The following is a 22,112-nucleotide window of genomic DNA, read 5'->3' as shown; positions in this document are numbered from 1 at the left end:
TTATAAAATAGGAATGAGAAACATTGCTTGCGTTTGTTTAGTACTGATTATTGCTGCTTTTTCAGTGCATGCACAAGAGAAAGAACAAGTAAAAACAGGTCATACAAATACGAATAAATTTAGGCAGCTGTATGATGAATTTTCTACACCAAATATGTATCGTGCTGCTTCGGGAGCCCCCGGGGTAGCTTATTACCAGCAGCAGGCCGATTATAAAATGGATATTGTCTTGGATGATGAAAAGGCAAAAATTTCGGGTTTTGAAACCATTACCTATACCAATAATTCTCCAGATCAATTAACCTACCTTTGGGTGCAACTTGATCAAAATCAAAGAGCAAAAGATTCTAAATCTCCGTTGATTGAATCTGAATCGATTCCACCATATGCTGAACCTTCAAGCTTTGTTCAGAATTATATGAATAAGCCATTAGAGCGCGGGTTCACTATTGAGGAAGTTACAGATACCAATAAAAAACCATTACCGTATACTATTCATAGAACGATGATGCGGGTAGAATTACCTAAACCATTAAAGCATGGTGAGAAGTTTTCCTTTTCAATTAAGTGGTGGTACAATGTTAATGATCATGTCGTTGAAGGTGGTCGGTCTGGATACGAGTATTTTCCAAAAGATGGTAATAGAGCCTATGTTATTGCTCAGTTTTACCCAAGAATGGCAGTATATAGTGATGTTGAGGGCTGGCAAAATTCTCAGTTTTGGGGTAGAGATGAGTTTGCCTTACCGTTTGGTGATTATGAGGTGAATATTACGGTTCCTGCAGATCATATCTTAGAGGGTACGGGCCAATTAACAAATAGAAAAGAGGTTTACTCTAAAGAGATGATGCAACGCTATGAGGAGGCGAAAACGTCTTATGATAAACCAGTTATTATTGTAAGTCAAGACGAAGTTATAGCTAAAGAAGGCCTCTTTTCTCAAGAGACGAAAACTTGGAAATTGAAAGCTGTGAACGTACGTGATTTTGGCTTTGCAACCTCAAGAAAATTCATTTTAGATATGATGGCTGTGAAAATTTCTGAAAAAGATGTTATGGCGGTTTCATTATATCCTAAGGAAGGCAACCCATTATGGGAAGCATGGTCAACAAAAGCTGTAGCGAGTACTTTAGAGTCTTACTCAAGAATGACTTTTGATTACCCGTATCACAAAGCTATTTCAGTACATGCTAAGCAACAGGGAATGGAATACCCAATGATTTGCTGGAACTATGGTCGCCCTAAAGAAGATGGCACGTATAGTGATCGTGTAAAATATGGTATGATGGGGGTGATTATTCATGAAGTTGGTCACAATTTCTTTCCTATGATTGTAAATAGTGATGAGCGTCAATGGACTTGGATGGATGAAGGCTTAAATACCTTTTTACAATATATTGCCGAGCAAGATTTTGGACAAAAATATCCAGAGGCGCTATCCCCTCAAGATAAGCACTTTCCTTCAGATCGTGGACCAGCCAAGTTAATAGTGCCTTACATGAGTGGCAATCAAGATTATATTGCACCTATCATGACCAAAGGGTTAAATACCTATCAATTTGGAAATAATGCTTACGGAAAACCAGCTACCGCATTAAATATTCTTAGAGAAACAGTTATGGGAAAAGAACTCTTTGACTATGCTTTTAAGGAGTATGCCAACCGGTGGAAGTTTAAACACCCCACACCAGAAGATTTCTTTAGAACGATGGAAGATGCTTCTGCTTTTGATTTAGATTGGTTTTGGAGAGGTTGGTTTTATACTACAGACTGGGTTGATATAGGTATTAAAGATGTGAAAAGATATTTTGTATCCTCCTCACCCAATAAGTTTGTAAGAAACGTGGCTGAAAAACAAGGTTTTCCGTTAAAGAATTTAAAACCATTGGTTTATTTAGTAGAGGAGGGCAGTGAAGATTATGAAGAGTCTTTACGTGATGGCACTCTTTTGGAAAATTCCATTCCATTAAAACAGTATGTTATGGATAATTTCTCTCCAGAGGAAAGAAAAAATTTGAAAACACCAAAGTATTTTTATAACATTACTTTTGAGAAGCCAGGAGGTTTAGTCATGCCTATCATTGTAAAGTATACCTATGCAGATGGTACATCAAAAACAGAAACCTATCCAGCACAGATATGGCGATTTAATGATAGTGAAGTCACTAAGGCTGTAGCTTCTGAGAAAGAAATTGTTTCAATTATAATAGATCCTAATGAGGAAACGGCCGATATTGATACGTCAAATAATTCATGGCCTAAGCAAGAACAACCTAGTGATTTTGAACAATTCAAATCAACACTTAAAAGTTAAAATCATATTATTTTCAGAAAAGCCGATTTTTTTAAATCGGCTTTTTTTATTCTAAGAAATGAACTCACTATATTTGTGCTGTGATACAATTAGCAACATTTCTATTTATTAGCGGAGCAGAAATAGCATTCATTATGTTTATTGCTGTTATGGTTTTTGGTGCCGATAAATTACCAGAAATAGCAAGAGGCCTTGGTAAAGGTATGAGAACATTAAAAGACGCGTCTAATGAAATTAAGCATGAAATTACCAAAACGGCCGAAAATCATGGCATAGATACTAGTGTGACTTCTGATGTAAAAAAGGAGTTAGATAAAGTTAAAGATGATTTAGAAGACTTTACGGGTTCTGTAAGACGTAAGTTTTAGGTTTTTAGGACATTTCCTTGAAGCCTTTTTCCTTTATTAATCTGAATTAAAACATGTTTACATAGGAAGTTCAATGAGGCGCTTTGGCATAAGTTTCTATTTGATTTTCAAAAGTTAAACTGTCTTTAAAAGCGCGTAAATTTCCATCGGGATCAAAAAAATTAGCTACCTTTTCCTAAGAATATTCCTTATAGTTTATAGGAATATTATGTTAAGTCACTTTGTTTATCCATAATTTAACATTGGGCACATGCATTCTTAGGCATGTTTTAATGCGCTCCAATTCATTAGTTGTACTCTCATTAAAGTCATCAATTTAAACCATTAACTAGGCATCGCCAAAGGAGAAGCAGGTTAGTGTATCATTTTAAACAAACTGGGTAATTCTAAAATGTTTTGGTAAAATGATACACAAGCTTGGTAATTTATTGGTTTACATAATTATACCCACTCTGTTAAAAGCTATACGGTTATTTTATTTTTCTGCTCAAGGTTAATCCGTCTCTAATTGGTAAAACAACAGTTTCAACACGAGGGTCTTCTTTTAAAAGTTTATTATAAGCAATAAGGGCTGGTGTAGACGTGTCTTCTTTTTTAAAGGTTTTATCTAAAACCTTACCGCTCCAAAGCACGTTGTCAGATAATATGAGTCCTCCCATATTTAATTTATCAATAATCACGTTAAAATAATAACTGTAGTTTTCTTTGTCGGCATCAATAAAGACCAAATCAAAGGTTTTATTTAGTGTAGGAATGATGTCTAGTGCGTCTCCTAAATGCTGAAAAATTTGGTTGCCAAAATTAGATTTGTCAAAGTATTTTCTTTGAAAATCGTAGAGCTCCTCATTCACGTCAATAGTGTGTAATTCACCCGATCTTTGCATACCCTCAGCTAAACACAAGGCAGAATACCCTGTGTAGGTGCCGATTTCTAGAACGTTTTTAGGGTTTACTAATTTAGAAATCATGCTTAACAGCCGTCCCTGATAATGCCCACTGAGCATTCTGGGCTGTAATATTTTTTGATAGGTTTCTCTATTGAGTTCTTGTAGTAACTCTGGTTCATTTTCAGAGTGATTTACTACGTAATCATCTAATTCTTCAGGTATAAAATGCATTAGTTCAAAATTCTGTTTATCAACTTTTCTTTTGCGTTTTCATCGTCGCCACACAGCCATGTTATCACATTATCTTCCCAGATGGCTTCATATTCTATTTGGTTGATGATTTTATTTTTTATGGCCAAATCTAAAATTTTACCGGGATAGGATGATTGTTTTTCGCTTTCCATCTCACCTAACGGATACGGGTCGTCAAGGCCCATAATAACCTGTTTAGCGCCTTGGTTTTTGATAAGCAGTTCTAAGCCACCGGTATCATGTACTAAAGTGTCAAAGAAAATATTTTTGTGTCCTACGGCTTTTCTAGGGTGGTGTTTGCCTTCAAATAAATCAGGTCTACCGTCAAATCCTTGTATGCGTCTTCCTAAATTAATTTGTGATAATTGACCACCATGTGCAAAACAGGTGCGCATGTTAGGAAATTTTTCTTGATAACCATTTAAGGTTAAAAAGTGATACGCATCACCACATTGGGCTAACATCCAGATGAGGTGAAATCGCCAGGATGTGTTTTCTAGTTTAATAAATTTCTCACCATCATACGGGTGAATTTCAACGGCTAAGTTGTATGTGTTAGCCAGTTCAAAAAGCGGTTCGTTTTCTTCATCAAATATACACCGCCAGGTACCGATAGAATCCATATAATGTGTGGGCAAACAAAGTAATTGTAACCCGAGTTGTTCCACACAGCGTTCAATTTCCCAACAGGCACTTCTCAAAAAACCAGGATGCACTACAAATCCACAGGTGAATTTAGTAGGATGTTCGTGCTGTATTCTGGCATTAAAATCATTTTGAAATCGTAGTGCTTTTTTCATTTCTTCAACGCGTAACCCATTACCGTAAAGTTGTGACAGATTGAGAACAACCGCATGATCAATTTTATTACGAGCCATCCATTCTAATTTTTCATTTAAGAAAAAACTGGAATCTGTAACAGGGCGTTTCCAGTCTTTTTGAAGCATGAACTTTCTATCTTTATCTACCCAAAAAATGCCTTTTTCTTGCATAAATTCGGGAATTTCCTCTGGATAAGGAAGTAAATGAGAATGGCCGTTAATCCTTAATTTACGTTTCATGATTATATCCTGAGAGGTCAGGAATCTTTAAAATTAAAATATCAATCTATTTTAACCTGCGAAGGCGGTTGCATAATTGTACCACAATTTGGACAGCTTCGTTTTGTTGTATCTCTGTAATACTTGTCAAATATTTTGGGCATATCGGTTTCAATATTTTCCAGAGTAAAATCTTCTTCATAGAGTTTTGTGGTACAGTTTTCACAAAACCATAACAGCGCATCTCTCATGCCTTCTGGGCGTTTATACTCAATAACTAACCCAACGGTATTAGGGCCACGTTGTGGTGAGTGCGGTACTTTTGGAGGTAGTAAGTAAATATCACCCTCTTTAATTTGTACATCTTTAGGTGTTCCTTTATCAATAATTTTCAGTACAATGTTTCCCTCAACTTGATAGAAAAATTCGGGTGTTTCATTGTAATGATAGTCTTTTCTGTTGTTCGGGCCACCAACAACCATCACAATAAAATCGGCGTCTTTCCAAACTACTTTATTCCCTACAGGTGGTTTTAGCAGATGTCTGTTTTCTTCAATCCAAGCCTTAAAATTTATGGGTGATGTTAACGTACTCATTATAATATTATTTTAGGCGTTACCACGAGGGTCAGGCTATTCACTATATCTTTTTTGCTTAAACAAAAAAGGATGCCGCTTCTATCCTTAACGCGAATTCACTACTAATATACAAAGACCTCAAATCCTATTAAAGCTTCAAGGATTATTTTTACATAGACTTAGTTCGGCCACCATCAACAGGAATATTCGCGCCATTTATATAGGCAGCTTGTTCACTAGCTAAAAAAGCAATAACACTAGCGGTTTCTTCGGGTTGTGCAAAGCGTTTTGCAGGTACATAGTTTTTCATGATTTTGGTCATTTCATCAACCGTTGTTTCCTCAGCGTTTGCCTTTATTTGAATAATTTCGGCTAAACGGTTTGTATCTGTAAAGCCTGGTAAAACATTGTTTATTGTGATACCAAATGCTCCAATCTCTGTAGCTAATGTTTTACTCCAACTGGCAACGGCCCCGCGAATGGTATTGCTTACTCCAAGTCCTGGTATAGGTTCTTTAACAGATGTTGAAATTACATTAATAATTCTGCCAAATCCAACATCTTTCATAAACGGAATAGTGGCTTGGGCTAAAATATGATTACATTTTATGTGCTGCGTAAACGCTTTGTCAAACTCATCAAGACTTGCGTGAAGTATTTGACCACTTCTGGGACCACCAGTGTTATTTACCAAAATATGAAATCCATGATGATTCTCAATAAATTTTATTACTTGTTCCTGAAGGTCTCTTGGGTTAGAAAAATCGGCCACAATATGGCTATGATTTCTATGTTGTGGTAATTCGGCAAGGACGGCTTTTAGTTTTTCTCTGTTTCTAGCCACTAAGGTTACGTTAACGCCCTCTGCGGCTAGAGCCATAGCTGCGGCTTTTCCTATGCCTTCTGTGCTTCCGCATACTAGAGCGTTTTTATTATTGATTTTTAAATCCATAGAGTTTTTTGGTTAGTATATTTTATTATTTGATTGTTTAATACTTAATACAAACATTTTTAGGTTCTGTAAAAAAACGTAAAGCCTCAAAACCACCTTCACGTCCTAAACCAGAAGATTTTGTGCCTCCAAAAGGTGTTCTTAAATCTCTGAGCATCCATGTGTTTACCCATATAATTCCAGCTTGTAGGTGTTCTGTAAAATGCATGGTTCGTTTTAAATTGTTAGTCCAAATAGTGGCCGATAAGCCGTAATTTGATGCATTGGCCATGTTTAAAACTTCTTCTTCAGTTTCAAAAGGCATAATGGTTACAACAGGACCAAATATTTCTTCTTGGTTAAGTTGGCAGTTGTTCGTGTTAACTTCAATCACCGTAGGTTCTAAATAATAACCATTTTCATGATTTTTCACAAGAACTTGATGTCCACCACACAGTATATTATGTCCTTCAGAACGCGCTATGCTCATATAGTTTAAAACTTTTTCTAAATGTGTTTGCGAAACTAAGGCGCCTATATCAGTATCAGTTTCCATGGGGTGTCCAACTTTAAGTTGTTTGACACTTTGTATGAAATCTGATTTAAATTTAGTATAAATGGACTGTTCCACAAAAATACGACTGCCACACAAACATATTTGTCCTTGATTAGAAAAAGATGATTTTACCGTGGTTTCAAGCATGGTATCATAATCACAATCAGCGAATATGATATTGGGGTTTTTTCCACCCAGTTCGAAAGATAATTTTTTAAACATAGGAGCCGCTATTTTAGCTATGGTAGCCCCTGTTTTTGTTCCGCCAGTAAACGAAATGGCTTTTATATTAGGATGTTTTACAATGGCTTGTCCTGTTTTTTCGCCAGAACCGTGTATAATATTTAGTACACCAGGCGGTAAACCCGCTTCAGTACAAAGCGTTCCAAGCATGTAAGCTGTCATTGGGGTTACTTCACTTGGTTTGGCTATAACACAGTTGCCCGCTGCAATGGCTGGCGCAATTTTCCATGTAAACAGATAAAGGGGGAGGTTCCAAGGAGAAATACAGCCAACCACACCTATGGGTTGTCTTAGGGTATAGTTTATAGCCGAAAATCCTTTTGTTTCATGGCTTTCACTTGCAAATTGGGTGATGGCATGCCCGAAAAAACGAAAATTACTTGCTGCTCTGGGAATATCTATAGTTTTAGCTACAGTTAGCGGTTTGCCGTTATCTATACTCTCTGCTTCTGCAAAACGCTCTAAATGCGCTTCAAGTAATTCTGAAATGTTTATGAGTATGCGGCTTCTTTCTTCTAAAGAAGTTTGTGACCAACTAGGAAAAGCTGATTTTGCAGCAAGAAAAGCGTGTTCTACATCAACTTCATTTGAATTAGGTATAAAGCCATACACTTCGCCACTGGCCGGATTAAAATTCTCTAGCCAATCTTGAGAATTTGGGTTTTGGTATGTGCCGTTAATGTAGTTTTGAATCTTCATTATACTTTTTTGTAAGCTACCACTTTTATTTCTATGAGTAAATCAGGATGTGGTAATTGGTGTACAGCAACAGTAGTTCGTGTAGGCCCGTTTTCTTTTTTAAAAAATTCGGCATACACTTTATTATATCCCGCAAAATCATTCATGCTTACTAAGAAGGTAGTTACATCAACCACATCGGTAATAGAAACACCAACCTGAGTTAAATTCTTATTTATGTTTTCTAGAACAGCTCTGGTTTGCGCTTCAATATCAAACTTTTTGGTTCCCATTTCATCAATAACTTGAACCCCAGCAATACTATTGTCTGGTTGCCTAGCACTTGTTCCTGATACAAAAATAAAGTCGCCCACACGTTTGGTATGAGGATAAGCGCCTCTCGGTGTTACAGATTGTTTCATAGTTAATAGTTTAATCCAGCAATTCTATTGTCGTCAAGAATGGCATTGGTTTCTGTTTTTACTTTCTCTAGGATGGGTTTTAACGTTTTTAAATTAACGGTGTTTGGGTACGCAATAACACCATCGTTTAATAAATTTAAAATAGCTTTATCTTGGGCTCTTCCTTTTAGCATAGCCTCATGATAGCCCATGTTTTCGTTAAAGGTGACCAAGGCATATTTTGAAGCGTAAGCATCAGGAAAATGTTGCTCAAAAGCCATCTCTAATTTACGTTTTTCTTGAAATATAGGGTTCGCTACATGGTCTTTCATTTCATGAAAATTATCAACTGCTAAATCGGCAATAGCATCGGTGTCTTGCTTTCTTTGGTGTTCATAGGTTTGAAAAACCTCTTCCCATGTGCTCAAATTTTTATCAAGAATGTTGTCAAGTTCAACAACATCCTCAAAAGAAGCATTCATGCCTTGCCCATAAAAAGGCACAATAGCATGGGCTGCATCACCCATTAAAAGGGTGTTGCCTTTATAATGCCATGGTGTACACTTTATAGTACCAAGAGGCGACGTGGGATTCTTAAAAAAATCGCCTAACAGATTAGGCATAATCGCTAAAGCATCTGGAAATTCGTTTTGAAAAAACTCTAAAACATCATTTTCTTCCGCAAGATTATTAAAGTTGTATTTACCGTCATGATAGCTTAAAAATAGAGTTACGGTAAAGCTTCCGTCTAAATTAGGTAAGGCAATGAGCATAAAATCACCGCGTGGCCAAATATGAAGCGCATTTTTTTCTAACTGATATTCGCCTGGTGTTTTAGGCAATATGCTAAGTTCTTTATACCCATGGCTAAGGTAATTTTGAGAAAAGCTAAAAAGGAATTTTTTTTCTAAATAGTAGCTTTTTCTCATAGCCGAACCTGCGCCGTCTGTAGCGATAATAACGTCAGCATCTTCAACAAACTCTGTTTGTGTGGAATAATCTTTAAAGAGCGCTGTGGTTTTTTCAAAATTAACCGATTTACATTTTTTATTGAAATAAATATTTACGTTTTCATGTTTTTCGGCTTCGTCAAGTAGTAAAACATTTAAATCGCGTCTTGATATAGAATTGATAAATTCATGTGATTTACCACTATAATTTGATTGAAATGTATTGCCATGAGCGTCATGAATCATGCGGCCTTTCATAGGAATACAAAGGGCTTTAATTTTTTCTTCTAACTCAACCAGTTTGATGCCTTTATTACCTCGATTAGAAAATGCCAAATTTATAGAACGACCAGCACTCATTTTTACCTTACGCAAATCTGGTCGTTTTTCATAAATGGAAACATTATAACCTCTTTGGGCGAGCCTTAAAGCAAGTAAGCTGCCACATAGTCCGGCTCCAATGATAAGTATGTTTTGTTGTTTATTCATCTAAAATACTTTTGAGGGTTTCTACCAGTTTGTAAACATCTTCAAAGGAATTATAAAAGGGAGTAGGAGCACATCTAATAACATCAGGTTCTCTCCAATCAGTAACAACACCCATTTTGGCAAGCTTGTTATGTAGCAATTTATCTGCATTTTTTACCTGAATAGATAACTGGCATCCACGTTCATTAGGAGCACTAGGCGTTATTATTTTTATAGTGTCTTCTCCTAAAGTCTTTAAAAGAAACTCAAAGTAACCCGTAAGTTTTTCAGATTTTTTAGTAAGTTGTTCCATGTCCACTTCAGCAAATATGTCTAATGATGCTTTTATGGCGGCAAGCGATAATATAGGCGGATTGCTAAGTTGCCAACCTTCAGCTCCAGGTAGCTGATCAAATGCATCCCGCATTTTAAAACGTGTTTCTTTATTATGACTCCACCAACCTGTAAATCTGTTCAAATCTTTTTTATAGGCATGTCGCTCATGAACAAAGCATCCAGCCAGGCTTCCTGGGCCAGAGTTTAAATACTTATAAGTGCACCAAACGGCAAAATCGGCACCAGAATCATGTAAATTTAGAGTAACGTTTCCAGCGCCATGAGCACAATCAAAACCTACTTTACAGCTATGTTTATGACCCAATTGTGTGATGCGTTTTAAATCAAAAAACTGCCCTGTATAATAATTAACCGCACCAATTAGAATCAAAGCAATCTCATCGCCTTGTTCGTTCAGTATGGTTTCTAAATCATCACAATGTAATAGTTCTTCATTCACTCGGGGTTTCCAAAGTACAAGCCCCTCTTTATCATCAAACCCATGATGACGCAACTGAGACTCTACGGCGTATTTATCTGAGGGAAAGGCATCGCTTTCAATAAGGATTTTATACCGTGATTTGGTGGGTTGATAAAAGGAGACCATCATGAGGTGAAGGTTGGTAGTAAGGGTATTCATTACTACAACTTCAATGGGTTTGGCACCAACAATCTGCGCCATATTATCGGTTAAATATTCATGATAGTTTAGCCATGGGTTTTTAGCCTCAAAATGTCCCTCAACACCCAAGTTAGCCCAATCGTCTAATTCTTGCTGTACCAATATTTTTGTTGACTTTGGTTGAAGTCCCAGAGAGTTTCCTGTCATATAAATGAGATCCTTTCCGTTTTTGTCTTTCGGAATATAAAAGCGATTTCTATAGGCTCTTAAAGTGTCATTTTGGTCTAGTGCTAAGGCGTAATCAAGACCTAGTTTATAGTTGGACAACGTTGTTTGTTTTTGGGTTTCTAACAAAAATAAGAATTATCTGCTAAGGTATGAAGGGGCTCATGATAGAATACTTTCAGCTTTATTTTTTTGTATCTTTAGTAAAAACAAACGTTATGGCTAAAACAAAAGAATATACCAATGGGGAAGTAACTATTGTTTGGAAACCAGAATCTTGTATTCATTCAGGCATATGTGTTAAAGGACTACCTCAGGTATTTAGACCTAGAGTTAGGCCGTGGTTACGCATTGATAAAGCGACAACGCAAGAATTAATAAATCAGGTAAATCAATGTCCATCTGGAGCCTTGAGTTTTTATATGAATGCAGAAGTTAAAAAGGTATCTGCTGACATAAAGACAAAGGTAGAAGTGTTAGAAAAAGGGCCTTTGTTGGTATTTGGTGCGTTGAAAGTGGTGCATAAGGACGGAACCACAGATTTAAAAAGTAAAACAACGGCATTTTGTAGGTGTGGTGGTTCCAATAATAAACCTTATTGTGATGGTTCACATGTGAAAATAGATTTTAAAGGGTAAATTCTAGTAATGAAAAAGCGCTTAAACCTATGGATCAAGCGCTTTGATATATATAGACGCATAACGCGGAATAATCAACTATACTTTATTTACGTTACCATTGAAGGTTTAAGATGTTTTATAAATGTTAAAAAAATATAAAATTTATTGAAATTTAATAGAGATGTTGGTCAGTTGTAAATCCCAATCTCCAGAGGATTTTTTATGACTTGATGCTAGTTTTAATCCGTTATAGTCATGATAGTTTTCAAAAGTATTGATTAATCCTGCTGTTGGTTTATTTCCTTTTCTAAAAGCCCATTCTGTTATAATAAAGTTCTCATCATAATAAATATCATAGGCGTCTCCAGGTGTATAGCCTCCTTGACTACCATAGGTTAGGGTGATTTTGTGTGAGTCAATACCTTTTATGGGCGATTTAACTTTTTCAGGGTCAGAAATAGAGGTGCCTTTATCCCAAACAAGTTGAAAAGGAATAAACAACCAAAATTTATCATTTATAAAAGCTCTGTCAAATTTTATAACTGTGGAGTCTAAGGTATTTCTGTTATAAGAGATGGTATCTTGTTCGGTTATCAAGGTAACATTATTGGTTTTTGGTTGCCACTGCCATTGCCTTTTCCCTGCGAAGGTAAAGTTAACCTCAATCACATGTTTCCAGTGATCATAACCATGGGCTTTAGCTATTTTTTCCGCTACTGTTAATGTTGTTGGCGTTAATTTTTTTTTGGTAGTCTCCTGACAAGACAAGCTAAAGATTAAAATACCAACACAATAAATAAAGTTTTTCATACATTTAGTTTTTGCAAAGATAACCTTTTGAATATGGCTCTAGATAAAATTTATTTTGACACGAATAGGGATACATGGAACAAAAAAGTTGCTGTTCATGCAAAAAGTACGTTGTATGATTTAGAAGGTTTTAAAAAAGGGAATTCCTCGTTAAAGCGTTATGAACTTGAGGCTTTAGGAAATGTGTCAGGAAAATCATTGTTGCATTTGCAGTGTCATTTTGGTCAGGATACATTGAGTTGGAGTAGGATGGGAGCCCAGTGTACAGGTGTAGATTTGAGTGATGAGGGTATCAAGCTGGCCAGAAAATTAAACGATGAACTACATTTAGATGCACAGTTTGAATGCTGTAATGTTTTAGATGCTTCTAAAATTATAAACAAAACTTTCGATATTGTTTTTACTAGCTATGGTGTGATAGGTTGGTTGCCAGATTTAAAACCATGGGGTAAGATGATTGCAGAGCGGTTAAATCAAGGCGGTACGTTTTTTATAGCCGAGTTTCATCCTATTGTTTGGATGTTTGATTATTTGGAAGATATGCCCTATATGCGATTTGGTTATATGCAGAAAGATGTTATTTATGAAGAGTATGAGGGAACTTATGCTGATAAAAGTTCGAATATAGTAAGTAAAGAGTATGGATGGAATCATGGACTAGGAGAGGTGGTTTCAGCACTTACCGAAGCAGGTTTACATATAGATTATTTGCGCGAATTTGATGAAAGCCCTTATAACGTTTTGCCAAATTTGGTGGAGACTACATCGGGTATGTATGCTACAAAAGATAAGTTATACCCGTTAATTTTTACACTAAAAGCAACAAAACCGTAAAGAGAATTATTTACTCAGTTTTAAAATTCTAAAGGCTCCTTGAATGACCAAAACAAAAACAATGGTACCTATAATTAAATCGGGCTTATTTGAATTAAGCCAATTCACTAAGATGCCTGCAAGAATAACGCCGAGATTAATAATGATATCATTAGAGGTAAAGATCATGCTGGCTTTCATATGAGCTTCGTCTTTGCTTTTTGATTTTTGTAAAATAATTAAGCATAAACCATTGGCAAAAAGCGCTAAAATAGATACAATAATCATGGTTGAAAATTGAGGGAGTTGCTCTGATCCCAAAAAGCGTCTCACAACTTCAAGAAAGCCTATCAACGCTAATACTATTTGAAAATAACCAGCAAGTTTTGCAATTCTTTTTTTTCTAATCATAGTGCCACCAACAGCCAATAAGCTAATACCGTAGACAAAACTATCGGCCAACATATCTAAACTATCAGCCACAAGTCCCATTGACTTTGAAATAACTCCAGTCATCATTTCAATAATAAAAAACATGACGTTTATGGTAAGCACCCACCAAAGTAATTTTTTTTGATTTGCACTTTCTGTAAATGAGGTCTGATTTGATAAGACTGTTGAGATTTTCTTTCCTCCCAAGTTGAGTTCAAGAATAGATGTTTCAATTACATCAGTTAAATCATGATGGTAAACGGTTAGTTTGCGGTTGGGGATGTCAAAGTCTAAATGTGCAATATTTGCAATATCATCTAATTTCATTCGGATGAGGTTCTCTTCAGAAGGACAATCCATTTTGGTAATTTCAAATACTGTTTTATACATGCAATTCATTTATGTTTTGCAATTATAACGCAGACAAATCTAGTCGAAATTCTAAATTAAGTCAAGCAGTAGCAGGTTTGTTTAATGATTGTCTTTCAAAACATGAGGCATTTTTGATTTAAATCTATTTAGTCTGGGAATAGATACATTTTGAATGTAAGGATGATTGGGGTGCTTTTTTTCATAATCTTGATGATAATCTTCAGCAATCCAAAATTTCTGAAATGGATACACTTCAGCTGCTACTTTAATTTTTAATTGTTGTTCTAACTCCGTTTTCTTTTTAAGAATAATTTGTTTTTGCGCCTCATTTTGATAGAAGATGATGGAGCGGTATTGAGAGCCTTTATCATTACCCTGACCGTTTACCTGTGTGATATTTTGTGAGGTAAAATAAACATCAACAAGGGTTTCAAAACTCACTATTTTAGGGTCGTATATAATTTCAACAGCTTCAGCATGACCTGTTTTTCCTGTGTTGCTAGCTTCGTAAGTAGGATTTTTAGTGTGTCCGCCAGAATACCCAGAAATACTTTCTTCAACACCTTTTACGCTTTCATAAATAACTTCAACACACCAAAAACACCCGCTGGCAAAATAGGCCTTTGCTTTGCCGTGTTCCACAGGAACTTCAACAGGGTTGGCTTGTATTACTGCCTCTTGTGTTTTGTTAGTTTGAGCATTGTTTTGGCAGCTACAAAATAGAACCAATGTAAAAAAAGAGATTAAATGTTTCATAGTAGTTGTTTATATAATAGACGTATGGAAAATTAAATCCTTAAAACTATTTAAAAAAATAGTTTTATGTTATGTATATTTTAGTTGGAACATTAATGCTGATGCCTTAGGGGTATTGAGATATTTTTTAAGTAGGTAGCATTAGTAGCACAAATTAAAAATAAGGCTTACCTTATTTTATTTTGAGGTAATACCTTAACTAAGAGTATAAAAAAACCTCCAAATTTAGGAGGTTTTAAATATTTTGTGTTTAAAATAAACTATATTTTTGAAAACAGTTTTTCCATTTTTGCTTTTTGTTCTTCAGCTAAAACAGGGTCAACTAAAATTCTGCCACTATGCTCATCTGTAATAACTTTTTTGCGCGAAGCTATTTCAACCTGCACTTGTGGTGGTATGGTAAAGAACGAACCTCCAGAAGCACCTCTTTCAATAGGCACAACCGCCAACCCATTTTTTACATTATTTCTTATTCTGGTGTAAGCTGCTACCAAACGATCTTCAATTTGTTCTTTGTAATCGTTAGATTTTTGAATTAATGCTTCTTCTTCTTTTTCAGTTTCAGCTAAAATGGCGTCAAGTTCACCTTTTTTGTGTTTTAAGTGACTTTCTCGCTCTTTTAAGCGTTCTTTAGTGTCGGCAATAACCTGCTTTTTTTGCTCTATTTGAGCTTTAAATTCTTTAATGTGTTTTTCAGCTAATTGGATTTCTAATTCTTGAAATTCAATTTCTTTTGTTAAAGAATTATACTCTCTGTTATTTCTAACATTTTTTTGTTGCTCAGCATACTTTTTAATTAAAGCTTTTGATTCTTCAATTAAATTTTTCTTTCCAGCAATATCGTTATCTATAACTTCTAAATTAGCAACAAGTTTTTCTAATCTAATATTAAGTCCAGCAACTTCATCTTCTAAATCACGAACCTCTAAAGGAAGTTCTCCACGAACATTTCTTATTTCATCTATACGAGAATCGATGAGTTGTAAATCGTATAAAGCTCTTAAACGCTCTTCAACAGTTACTTCTTTCTTTTTAGCCATACTTTAAAAATACTTAACAGGATTGGTATTTGTCTTTGATAAAATGATTGCAAAATTACTAATTTTTTTTGTAAGATACGCTACTAAAAGATTTTTTGTGAATTGCTCACTTTCGTAATGTCCAACATCAGCTAAAAGAATACTATTTTCTGCTGTGAAAAAGTCATGATATTTTAAATCGGCTGTCACAAAAGCGTCTGCACCATGGGCTTTAGCGGCGTTAATAGCAAAACTACCCGAACCGCCTAAAACAGCAACTTTTTGTATGGGCTTATTTAAAAAAGCCGAATGTTTTACACAGGGTGTACTGAATTTTAACTTTAAATAGTTTAGGAAACCAGCTTCATCCATGGGTGTTTTTAAGGAACCTACCATGCCCATTCCAATATGCTGATTTTTGTTCTCAATGGTTATGATTTCATAAGCCACTTCTTCATATGAGTGCGTGCTGAAAAGCGCTTTCAAAACACGATGTTCTAAGTGTTTAGCAAAAGTGATAGTTATTTTTGTTTCTTCTTCAGTGTGAATTTCTCCCTGATTTCCTTTTGTGGGATTAGAATTTTCATTACCCTTAAAGGTGCCATAACCTTCTACATTAAAACTGCAATCATCATAATTTCCTATGCTTCCCGCTCCTGCTTTAAAAAGGGCTTTTCTTAAGGTGCCTGCTTCGTTTTTAGGTACATAGGTGGTTAGTTTTTTTATGGTTTGACTTTGAGGAATTAAAACTTGTTTGTTTTCTAGTTCTAATTGACTGCAAATCATATCATTTACACCAAGAAAGGCATTATCTAAGGCGGTGTGCATGCTGTAAATAGCAATGTCGTGTTTTATAGCTTTCATAACCACACGCTCCACATAGGTTTTTCCAGTAAGCTTTTTTAAGCCTTTAAAAATTATAGGATGAAAACTCACAATAAGATTGCATTGCTCATTTATAGCCTCATCTATAACAGCTTCAAGCGTGTCAAGTGTTACTAAAACTCCCGTTAGTTTTGTGTTTTTGTCACCAACTAGAAGTCCTACATTGTCAAAATCTTCAGCATAGTTTAGTGGTGAAAGCTCTTCTAGATGATTTATAACGTCTTGAATAATCATGTGCTATCTATTTTATAGTCAAAGATAAAATAAATACTTTCAAGCGTAGGTATTAAATTCTGTCATTTGAAATATGAGCGTTGGTGGAATAATTGTTATATTTCGAACTTTATTTTTAGGCGAATCATTGATCTCTTTTCCATGAACTTTATTAGGAAAATCTTGCTACCATTTGTACCCATTTATTTTTTGGTCACTTGGTTAAGAAATACATTGTATGATTTTGGTTGGAAACCGTCAAAGTCATATAGTGTACCTGTTGTATGTGTTGGTAACTTGAGTGTGGGAGGAACAGGAAAAACACCTATGATTGAGTATTTGATTCGGTTACTGAAACATGAGTATAAAATAGCGACATTAAGTAGAGGATATAAACGAAAAACGAAAGGTTTTCAATTAGCTGATGAAACATGCACTGTGGCCTCTATTGGCGATGAACCTTTTCAGTTTTACAATAAATTTAAGTCAGATGTTTTGGTAGCGGTTGATGCAAACAGGCAAAACGGTATTGAGCAGTTGCAAGAACACGATCCTGATGTTATTTTACTTGATGATGCGTTTCAGCATAGAAAAGTGAAGGCTGGGTTAAATATATTGCTAACTACTTATAATGCCCCTTATTTTAAAGATATTCTGTTGCCTACTGGAAATTTAAGAGAACCACGTAGTGGAGCCAAACGGGCTCAAATCATTGTTGTTACCAAATGTCCTCATGACCTTAATACTCTAGAAAAGAAACGTATTATTGAACAAATAAAGCCAGAAGCTCATCAAGCAGTGTTTTTTAGTTCTATAGCATATGCAGAGCAGATATGTTCTGTAAGTGAATCTATGGCGTTACACGATTTGAAAAGTGGTTTTACTTTGGTTACAGGAATTGCAAATCCAACGTCATTGATTGAATTTTTAAAGGCAAAACAGTTCAATTTTGATCATTTAAATTTTCAAGATCACCATGAGTTTTCTGAAGTCGATATAGTATTACTGGAGCAAAAAGAAATGATTTTAACCACAGAAAAAGATTTTATGCGTTTAAAACAGTATGAAACTTTAAAGGATAAACTGTATTATTTGCCTATTCAAGTAAAATTAGATTATCCAAATAAATTCAATGCTTTAATTGAAAAGGCGATTAAGCGCTAGTAGAAGGTGTTTCTTTTTTTGAAGCTAAGGCATTGTATAATTTTTTCTCAAACTCTTCTTGTTTGAACGGTTTAGGAATAATATCAGTAAATCCAGCTTCTTCAAACTCATGCATTTTATCTTCTATGGTTACTGCTGTTAAAGCAAAAATAGTAAGTTTCTTATCAAATTCTCTCACCTGTTTGGTGGCTTCTATACCACTAATGCCAGGCATATGAATATCCATTAAAACAATGTTGTAAGCGTTCGCTTTAATCATTTCAACAGCTGCTTCTCCATTGTCAACAATATCACATTTCAGATTCATTTTCGTTAAAATCTTTTTAGTAATCATTTGGTTGATTTTATTGTCTTCAACCACCAGGATTTTAACATTTGTAAGATTTAAATCGTCAGATTTGCCATCAAAATATGTTGGTGCATTTTCTTGAGCTTCTTCAACGGTAGTATGTTCAAGTGGTATTTCAAAATAAAAAGTAGTTCCTTTGTCAAGCTCACTTTTTACGTAAATTTTTCCTTTTAAAATGTCAATTAATCCTTTTACAATAGATAGTCCTAAGCCTGTTCCGCCATATTTTCTATTGATTTGAATGGACCCTTGAGAGAAGCTCTCAAACATATGGTCTTGCTTTTCTTGGCTAATACCAATGCCGTTATCTTCTATTTCAAAACGAAGTATATATGTTTTGCCTTGTTGTTCAATTTTATAAACCCGAATCCAGATATCACCATCCTTTGTAAACTTGATGGAGTTGCCTATAAGGTTGATTAGTATTTGAGAAATTTTTAATTGATCGGCAATGAAGTTTTCTGGGAGTTCTTTATCAAACTCATAGTGAATCTTTATATTATTATCAAGAGCCGAGTTGTTCAAGGCAAGAATAATGTTATTGATTTTTTTCTTTAAGTTGAAAGTTTCAGGTTCTATGTCAACTTTATTTGCTTCAATTTTATTGATTTGAAGAATATCATTTATAAACGTAAGTAAGTAATCACCAGAAAATTTAAGAGACTTAAGATGTTGCACTTGCTCAGGTCTTGGGTTTTCATCTAAAAGCATGTTGCTTAATCCAGTAACAGCGTAAAGCGGCGTTCTTAATTCATGAGTTACTGTTGATAAGAAGTTGGCTTTTGTTTTTGAGGCGAGTTCAGCTTTTTCTTTAGCAATAATTAGTTCACTGTTTTTTTTGTGAAGCATATTATTGGTTTTAAGTCTAATGTTATTGTTTTTATACAGAGAAAGCGTAAGAAGAGATAAAATAGTAATTAAAGCCACACTTAATATAGAAATTAAGGTACTCATATTTTGTTCATCTTCCGCTTTTTCTAGTTTTTCAACAATTTCCTGATTTTTTTCTTTTTCCTCATTTAGCAAATATTGTGTTTCTTGACTGTTTGAAGAACTTATTGTTAATTCTCTAATGGAGTCAGAAAGTGTAATATGCTTTTTTAAGAAATCTCTTGAGTCTTTATAAGCTCCAGTATCATTATAAAGCTCGCTAAGAAGTAAGTAGGCTTCATTAATAATTGAGGTGTAATTGTTGGTTTTTGCAATATTAAGACCTTCTAGAGCAAGCGCTAATGCTTTTTCTTGATTTCCTAATTTGCTGTAGGTTAGAGCATGATTTACTAAAGCTTCGCTTTCAGTTTTATAATAATCGTACTTTTTTGATACGGCAATAGATTGTTCTATGAGGTCTCTTGCCTTGTGGTAGTTTCTTAGTTGAATATAAGTTTTACCTTCGCTTAAAAGGGTTTCGGCCAACTCTCTATTGAGTTCCTCTTCTTCAAATTTTGATTTAGCAGCTCTGTAAGAATCTAAAGCAGAGTAAAAATCTCCTTTAGCAAAATAAACATCAGCAAAAATTTTATAAGAGCTTCCTAGATTTTTGTTGTCATTAATTATGCGTTGAATCTCAATGGCTTTGTTTAACAATTTAATAGCCTTATCTTCTTCTTGCGTTATTAGTTTTAGCTTTCCTTTAAGCGCATAAATAATACCCGCACTTTTTTTGTTGTTTGATTTTTCGGCTAAAGCTAAAGCCTTATCCAAATCTTTTTGAGCGCTAAAATAATTATAGTTTTCTAATTCTACTTCAGATTGAGCAATCCAGTGATTAATGCTGTTCTGTGTGATCTCAGGGTCATCATTGATGGAGTTTTGAGACACAGCACCTAAATTTATCAAGAAGATGATAATATATATGTAACACTTAAATTGGGACATTTTACCTAATATTATAAGCAAATATAATTATTTTATCGATAAAACGTAATTTTTTATCGACAAATTACGTATTAGGTCAATAATTCTGCTTGAGTATCCCGTTTCATTATCATACCAGCCAATAATTTTAACCATCTTTCCTATTACTGAGGTCATTTGAGAATCGAATATACAGGAGTGCGTGTTTCCAACAATATCTATAGAAACAATGGGGTCTGACGTGTATTCAATAATCCCTTTATAGTTGTTAAGGGCAGCATGTTTAAAGGTTTCGTTTATTTCTGAAATACTTACTTCTTGCTTTACATTAAATGTAATATCTGTTAATGAACCATTTATAACAGGAACGCGTATACCACAACCCCCAATAGCATTTGAAAGTTCAGGAAATATTTTGGTCAAGGCTTTTGCAGCTCCAGTTGTTGTAGGTACAATAGACTGTCCGGCAGCTCTAGATCGTCGTAAATCACGATGGGGTTCATCATGCAGGCTTTGGTCAGTAGTATAGGAGTGCACGGTAGTAATATAGGCTTGATCAATACCGCAAAGTTTATCCATAACATCAATCATAGGAGCCGCATTGTTGGTGGTACAAGAGGCATTTGATACTATTAATTCTGAACCGCTAATGATATGGTCATTAACACCTAATACTACGGTTTTAATATCATCTTCTACTGGAGGAACACTCAAAATTACCCTTTTAGCTCCATTGTATATATGGCTTTTTAATGATGATCTGGTTTTAAATTTTCCCGTACATTCAATAACAAAGTCAATATTAAAAGGGTTCCAATCAATAGCTTCTGGATGCGATTGGTTTAAAAGGGGAATGCTTCGTCCATCAACAATAATGTGTTCAGCGTCATGTGATGTGTCATACTTAAAAATACCATGAACGCTATCATATTTTAACAGGTGACTTAGTGTTTTGGCATCAGCTAAATCATTTATAGCGACTACTTGAATATCATTTTGCTTTGCTAGTAGCCTAAATACCCGCCTGCCTATTCTGCCAAAACCATTAATAGCAATCCTTATCATGGCTATTGAATGTGTTTTTGAGCACGGTAAGATGATCTTACCAAAGCACTACTTTCAACATGCCTGAAGCCAAGTTCTAAACCAATAGCTTCATATTCTTTGAATTGATCTGGATTGATAAATTGTTTTACAGGTAAGTGTTTTTTGCTAGGTTGTAGATATTGACCAATCGTAACAACGTCAACATCATTATTTTTAAGGTCGTGTAGCGTTTCAATAACTTCCTCACGAGTTTCTCCTAAACCAAGCATGATACCAGACTTTGTTCTACGCTGTCCTTTATGTTTTAAATATTTTAAAACCCCCAAGCTTCTATCGTATTGCGCCTGAATTCTAACTTCTCGTGTTAACCGTCTTACGGTTTCAATGTTATGCGATACAACTTCCGGAGCTACTTCTATAATTCTGTCAATATGTTGTTCTATACCTTGAAAATCAGGAATGAGCGTTTCTAAAGTAGTTTCAGGATTCATTCTTCTAACCGCATTAACGGTTTCTGCCCACATAATACTGCCCATGTCTTTCAAATCATCTCTATCCACACTTGTTAAAACAGCATGTTTTATATTCATTAATTTTATAGAACGGGCTACTTTTTCTGGTTCGTCCCAATCTACTGTTTCAGGACGTCCTGTTTTTACTCCGCAAAACCCACATGATCGGGTGCATATATTACCTAGAATCATAAACGTGGCTGTGCCTTCTCCCCAGCACTCTCCCATATTGGGGCAGCTTCCAGAAGTACAAATGGTGTTTAATTTGTATTTGTCAACTAGTCCTCGTAGCTCGGTGTATTTTTTTCCGGTTGGAAGTTTAACACGTAACCATTTGGGCTTTCCTTTAGGTTCGGGCAAAATATTTGAAGCTGTATTCGTTTTCATAGACATAAAATGAGTGTGCAAAGATAC

General features: G+C 35.0%; 21 protein-coding genes. 5 read left to right on the top strand and 16 right to left on the bottom strand.

Annotated elements, in window-relative coordinates; all coding sequences use genetic code 11:
• Positions 1-13: 13 nt before the first annotated feature.
• On the top strand, positions 14-2,314 hold the full coding sequence (locus FGF67_RS08230; RefSeq protein ID WP_139696616.1) for a M1 family metallopeptidase: 2,301 nt from the start codon (positions 14-16) through the stop codon (positions 2,312-2,314).
• Between the two features lie 80 nt (positions 2,315-2,394).
• Positions 2,395-2,682 (top strand): twin-arginine translocase TatA/TatE family subunit, encoded by a 288-nt coding sequence (locus FGF67_RS08225; protein WP_139696613.1) that lies wholly within the window; start codon positions 2,395-2,397, stop codon positions 2,680-2,682.
• Between the two features lie 470 nt (positions 2,683-3,152).
• Here the strand turns inward: FGF67_RS08225 and FGF67_RS08215 are convergent, their stop codons facing one another.
• From FGF67_RS08215 to kynU, 8 genes are all read right to left on the bottom strand, one after another.
• A complete protein-coding gene (locus tag FGF67_RS08215) occupies positions 3,153-3,800 on the bottom strand; it encodes an O-methyltransferase (protein WP_139696611.1) in 648 nt (215 codons plus the stop codon).
• Positions 3,800-4,882, bottom strand: coding sequence for an amidohydrolase family protein (locus FGF67_RS08210; RefSeq protein ID WP_199240671.1), 1,083 nt, complete (start codon positions 4,880-4,882; stop codon positions 3,800-3,802). Before FGF67_RS08210 ends, FGF67_RS08215 begins: the two co-directional genes overlap by 1 nt.
• A 41-nt stretch (positions 4,883-4,923) precedes the next feature.
• A complete protein-coding gene (locus tag FGF67_RS08205; RefSeq protein ID WP_139696606.1) occupies positions 4,924-5,457 on the bottom strand; it encodes a 3-hydroxyanthranilate 3,4-dioxygenase in 534 nt (177 codons plus the stop codon).
• 151 nt (positions 5,458-5,608) lie between these two features.
• Positions 5,609-6,391, bottom strand: coding sequence for an SDR family oxidoreductase (locus tag FGF67_RS08200; protein WP_139696604.1), 783 nt, complete (start codon positions 6,389-6,391; stop codon positions 5,609-5,611).
• Positions 6,392-6,428: 37 nt separating this feature from the next.
• Positions 6,429-7,868 (bottom strand): aldehyde dehydrogenase, encoded by a 1,440-nt coding sequence (locus tag FGF67_RS08195; protein ID WP_139696602.1) that lies wholly within the window; start codon positions 7,866-7,868, stop codon positions 6,429-6,431.
• A complete protein-coding gene (locus tag FGF67_RS08190; protein WP_139696600.1) occupies positions 7,868-8,269 on the bottom strand; it encodes a RidA family protein in 402 nt (133 codons plus the stop codon). The genes FGF67_RS08195 and FGF67_RS08190 overlap by 1 nt, the downstream gene beginning before the upstream one ends.
• Before the next feature lie 2 nt (positions 8,270-8,271).
• Positions 8,272-9,687: an FAD-dependent oxidoreductase gene (locus FGF67_RS08185; RefSeq protein WP_139696598.1), complete on the bottom strand. Its 1,416-nt coding sequence runs from the start codon at positions 9,685-9,687 to the stop codon at positions 8,272-8,274.
• The gene (gene kynU / locus FGF67_RS08180) at positions 9,680-10,951 is read right to left on the bottom strand and encodes a kynureninase (RefSeq protein WP_139696596.1); all 1,272 of its coding nucleotides are present in this window, start codon (positions 10,949-10,951) and stop codon (positions 9,680-9,682) included. Before kynU ends, FGF67_RS08185 begins: the two co-directional genes overlap by 8 nt.
• Positions 10,952-11,067: 116 nt before the next feature.
• Here kynU and FGF67_RS08175 point away from each other — a divergent pair, with 116 nt between their 5' ends.
• Positions 11,068-11,487, top strand: coding sequence for a (4Fe-4S)-binding protein (locus FGF67_RS08175; RefSeq protein WP_139696594.1), 420 nt, complete (start codon positions 11,068-11,070; stop codon positions 11,485-11,487).
• A 144-nt stretch (positions 11,488-11,631) separates the two neighbouring features.
• On the opposite strand, the gene FGF67_RS08170 is transcribed toward FGF67_RS08175, so the two are convergent.
• Positions 11,632-12,279: a hypothetical protein gene (locus FGF67_RS08170; protein WP_139696592.1), complete on the bottom strand. Its 648-nt coding sequence runs from the start codon at positions 12,277-12,279 to the stop codon at positions 11,632-11,634.
• Between the two features lie 33 nt (positions 12,280-12,312).
• Between FGF67_RS08170 and FGF67_RS08165 the strand changes: the two genes are divergently transcribed.
• Positions 12,313-13,113 carry a class I SAM-dependent methyltransferase gene (locus FGF67_RS08165; protein WP_139696590.1) on the top strand — a complete coding sequence of 267 codons (801 nt, stop codon included), beginning with the start codon at positions 12,313-12,315 and terminating at the stop codon, positions 13,111-13,113.
• Between the two features lie 6 nt (positions 13,114-13,119).
• Here the strand turns inward: FGF67_RS08165 and FGF67_RS08160 are convergent, their stop codons facing one another.
• The 4 genes from FGF67_RS08160 to FGF67_RS08145 form a co-directional block, all read right to left on the bottom strand.
• On the bottom strand, positions 13,120-13,914 hold the full coding sequence (locus tag FGF67_RS08160; RefSeq protein ID WP_139696588.1) for a cation transporter: 795 nt from the start codon (positions 13,912-13,914) through the stop codon (positions 13,120-13,122).
• A gap of 81 nt (positions 13,915-13,995) precedes the next feature.
• The gene (gene msrA / locus FGF67_RS08155; protein ID WP_139696586.1) at positions 13,996-14,652 is read right to left on the bottom strand and encodes a peptide-methionine (S)-S-oxide reductase MsrA; all 657 of its coding nucleotides are present in this window, start codon (positions 14,650-14,652) and stop codon (positions 13,996-13,998) included.
• 260 nt (positions 14,653-14,912) lie between these two features.
• Complete coding sequence (locus FGF67_RS08150) at positions 14,913-15,692, bottom strand: zinc ribbon domain-containing protein (protein ID WP_139696584.1); 780 nt, start codon at positions 15,690-15,692, stop codon at positions 14,913-14,915.
• Positions 15,693-15,695: 3 nt separating this feature from the next.
• The gene (locus tag FGF67_RS08145) at positions 15,696-16,790 is read right to left on the bottom strand and encodes a Nif3-like dinuclear metal center hexameric protein (protein ID WP_139696582.1); all 1,095 of its coding nucleotides are present in this window, start codon (positions 16,788-16,790) and stop codon (positions 15,696-15,698) included.
• Positions 16,791-16,952: 162 nt separating this feature from the next.
• Between FGF67_RS08145 and lpxK the strand changes: the two genes are divergently transcribed.
• Positions 16,953-17,933, top strand: coding sequence for a tetraacyldisaccharide 4'-kinase (gene lpxK, locus FGF67_RS08140; RefSeq protein ID WP_317128544.1), 981 nt, complete (start codon positions 16,953-16,955; stop codon positions 17,931-17,933).
• On the opposite strand, the gene FGF67_RS08135 is transcribed toward lpxK, so the two are convergent.
• The 3 genes from FGF67_RS08135 to lipA all read right to left on the bottom strand — a co-directional run bounded on the left by FGF67_RS08135 (position 17,923) and on the right by lipA (position 22,085).
• Complete coding sequence (locus FGF67_RS08135) at positions 17,923-20,121, bottom strand: ATP-binding protein (RefSeq protein WP_233244038.1); 2,199 nt, start codon at positions 20,119-20,121, stop codon at positions 17,923-17,925. The two genes, lpxK and FGF67_RS08135, sit on opposite strands and share 11 nt — an antisense overlap.
• 66 nt (positions 20,122-20,187) lie before the next feature.
• The gene (gene gap / locus FGF67_RS08130; protein WP_139696576.1) at positions 20,188-21,204 is read right to left on the bottom strand and encodes a type I glyceraldehyde-3-phosphate dehydrogenase; all 1,017 of its coding nucleotides are present in this window, start codon (positions 21,202-21,204) and stop codon (positions 20,188-20,190) included.
• A 2-nt stretch (positions 21,205-21,206) separates the two neighbouring features.
• The gene (lipA, locus tag FGF67_RS08125) at positions 21,207-22,085 is read right to left on the bottom strand and encodes a lipoyl synthase (protein ID WP_139696574.1); all 879 of its coding nucleotides are present in this window, start codon (positions 22,083-22,085) and stop codon (positions 21,207-21,209) included.
• Positions 22,086-22,112 lie beyond the last annotated feature (27 nt).

It is taken from the genome of Allotamlana fucoidanivorans, from assembly GCF_006265225.1.
Classification (GTDB): Bacteria; Bacteroidota; Bacteroidia; order Flavobacteriales; family Flavobacteriaceae; genus Allotamlana; species Allotamlana fucoidanivorans.
This window is presented reverse-complemented; position numbering and strand designations above follow the sequence as displayed.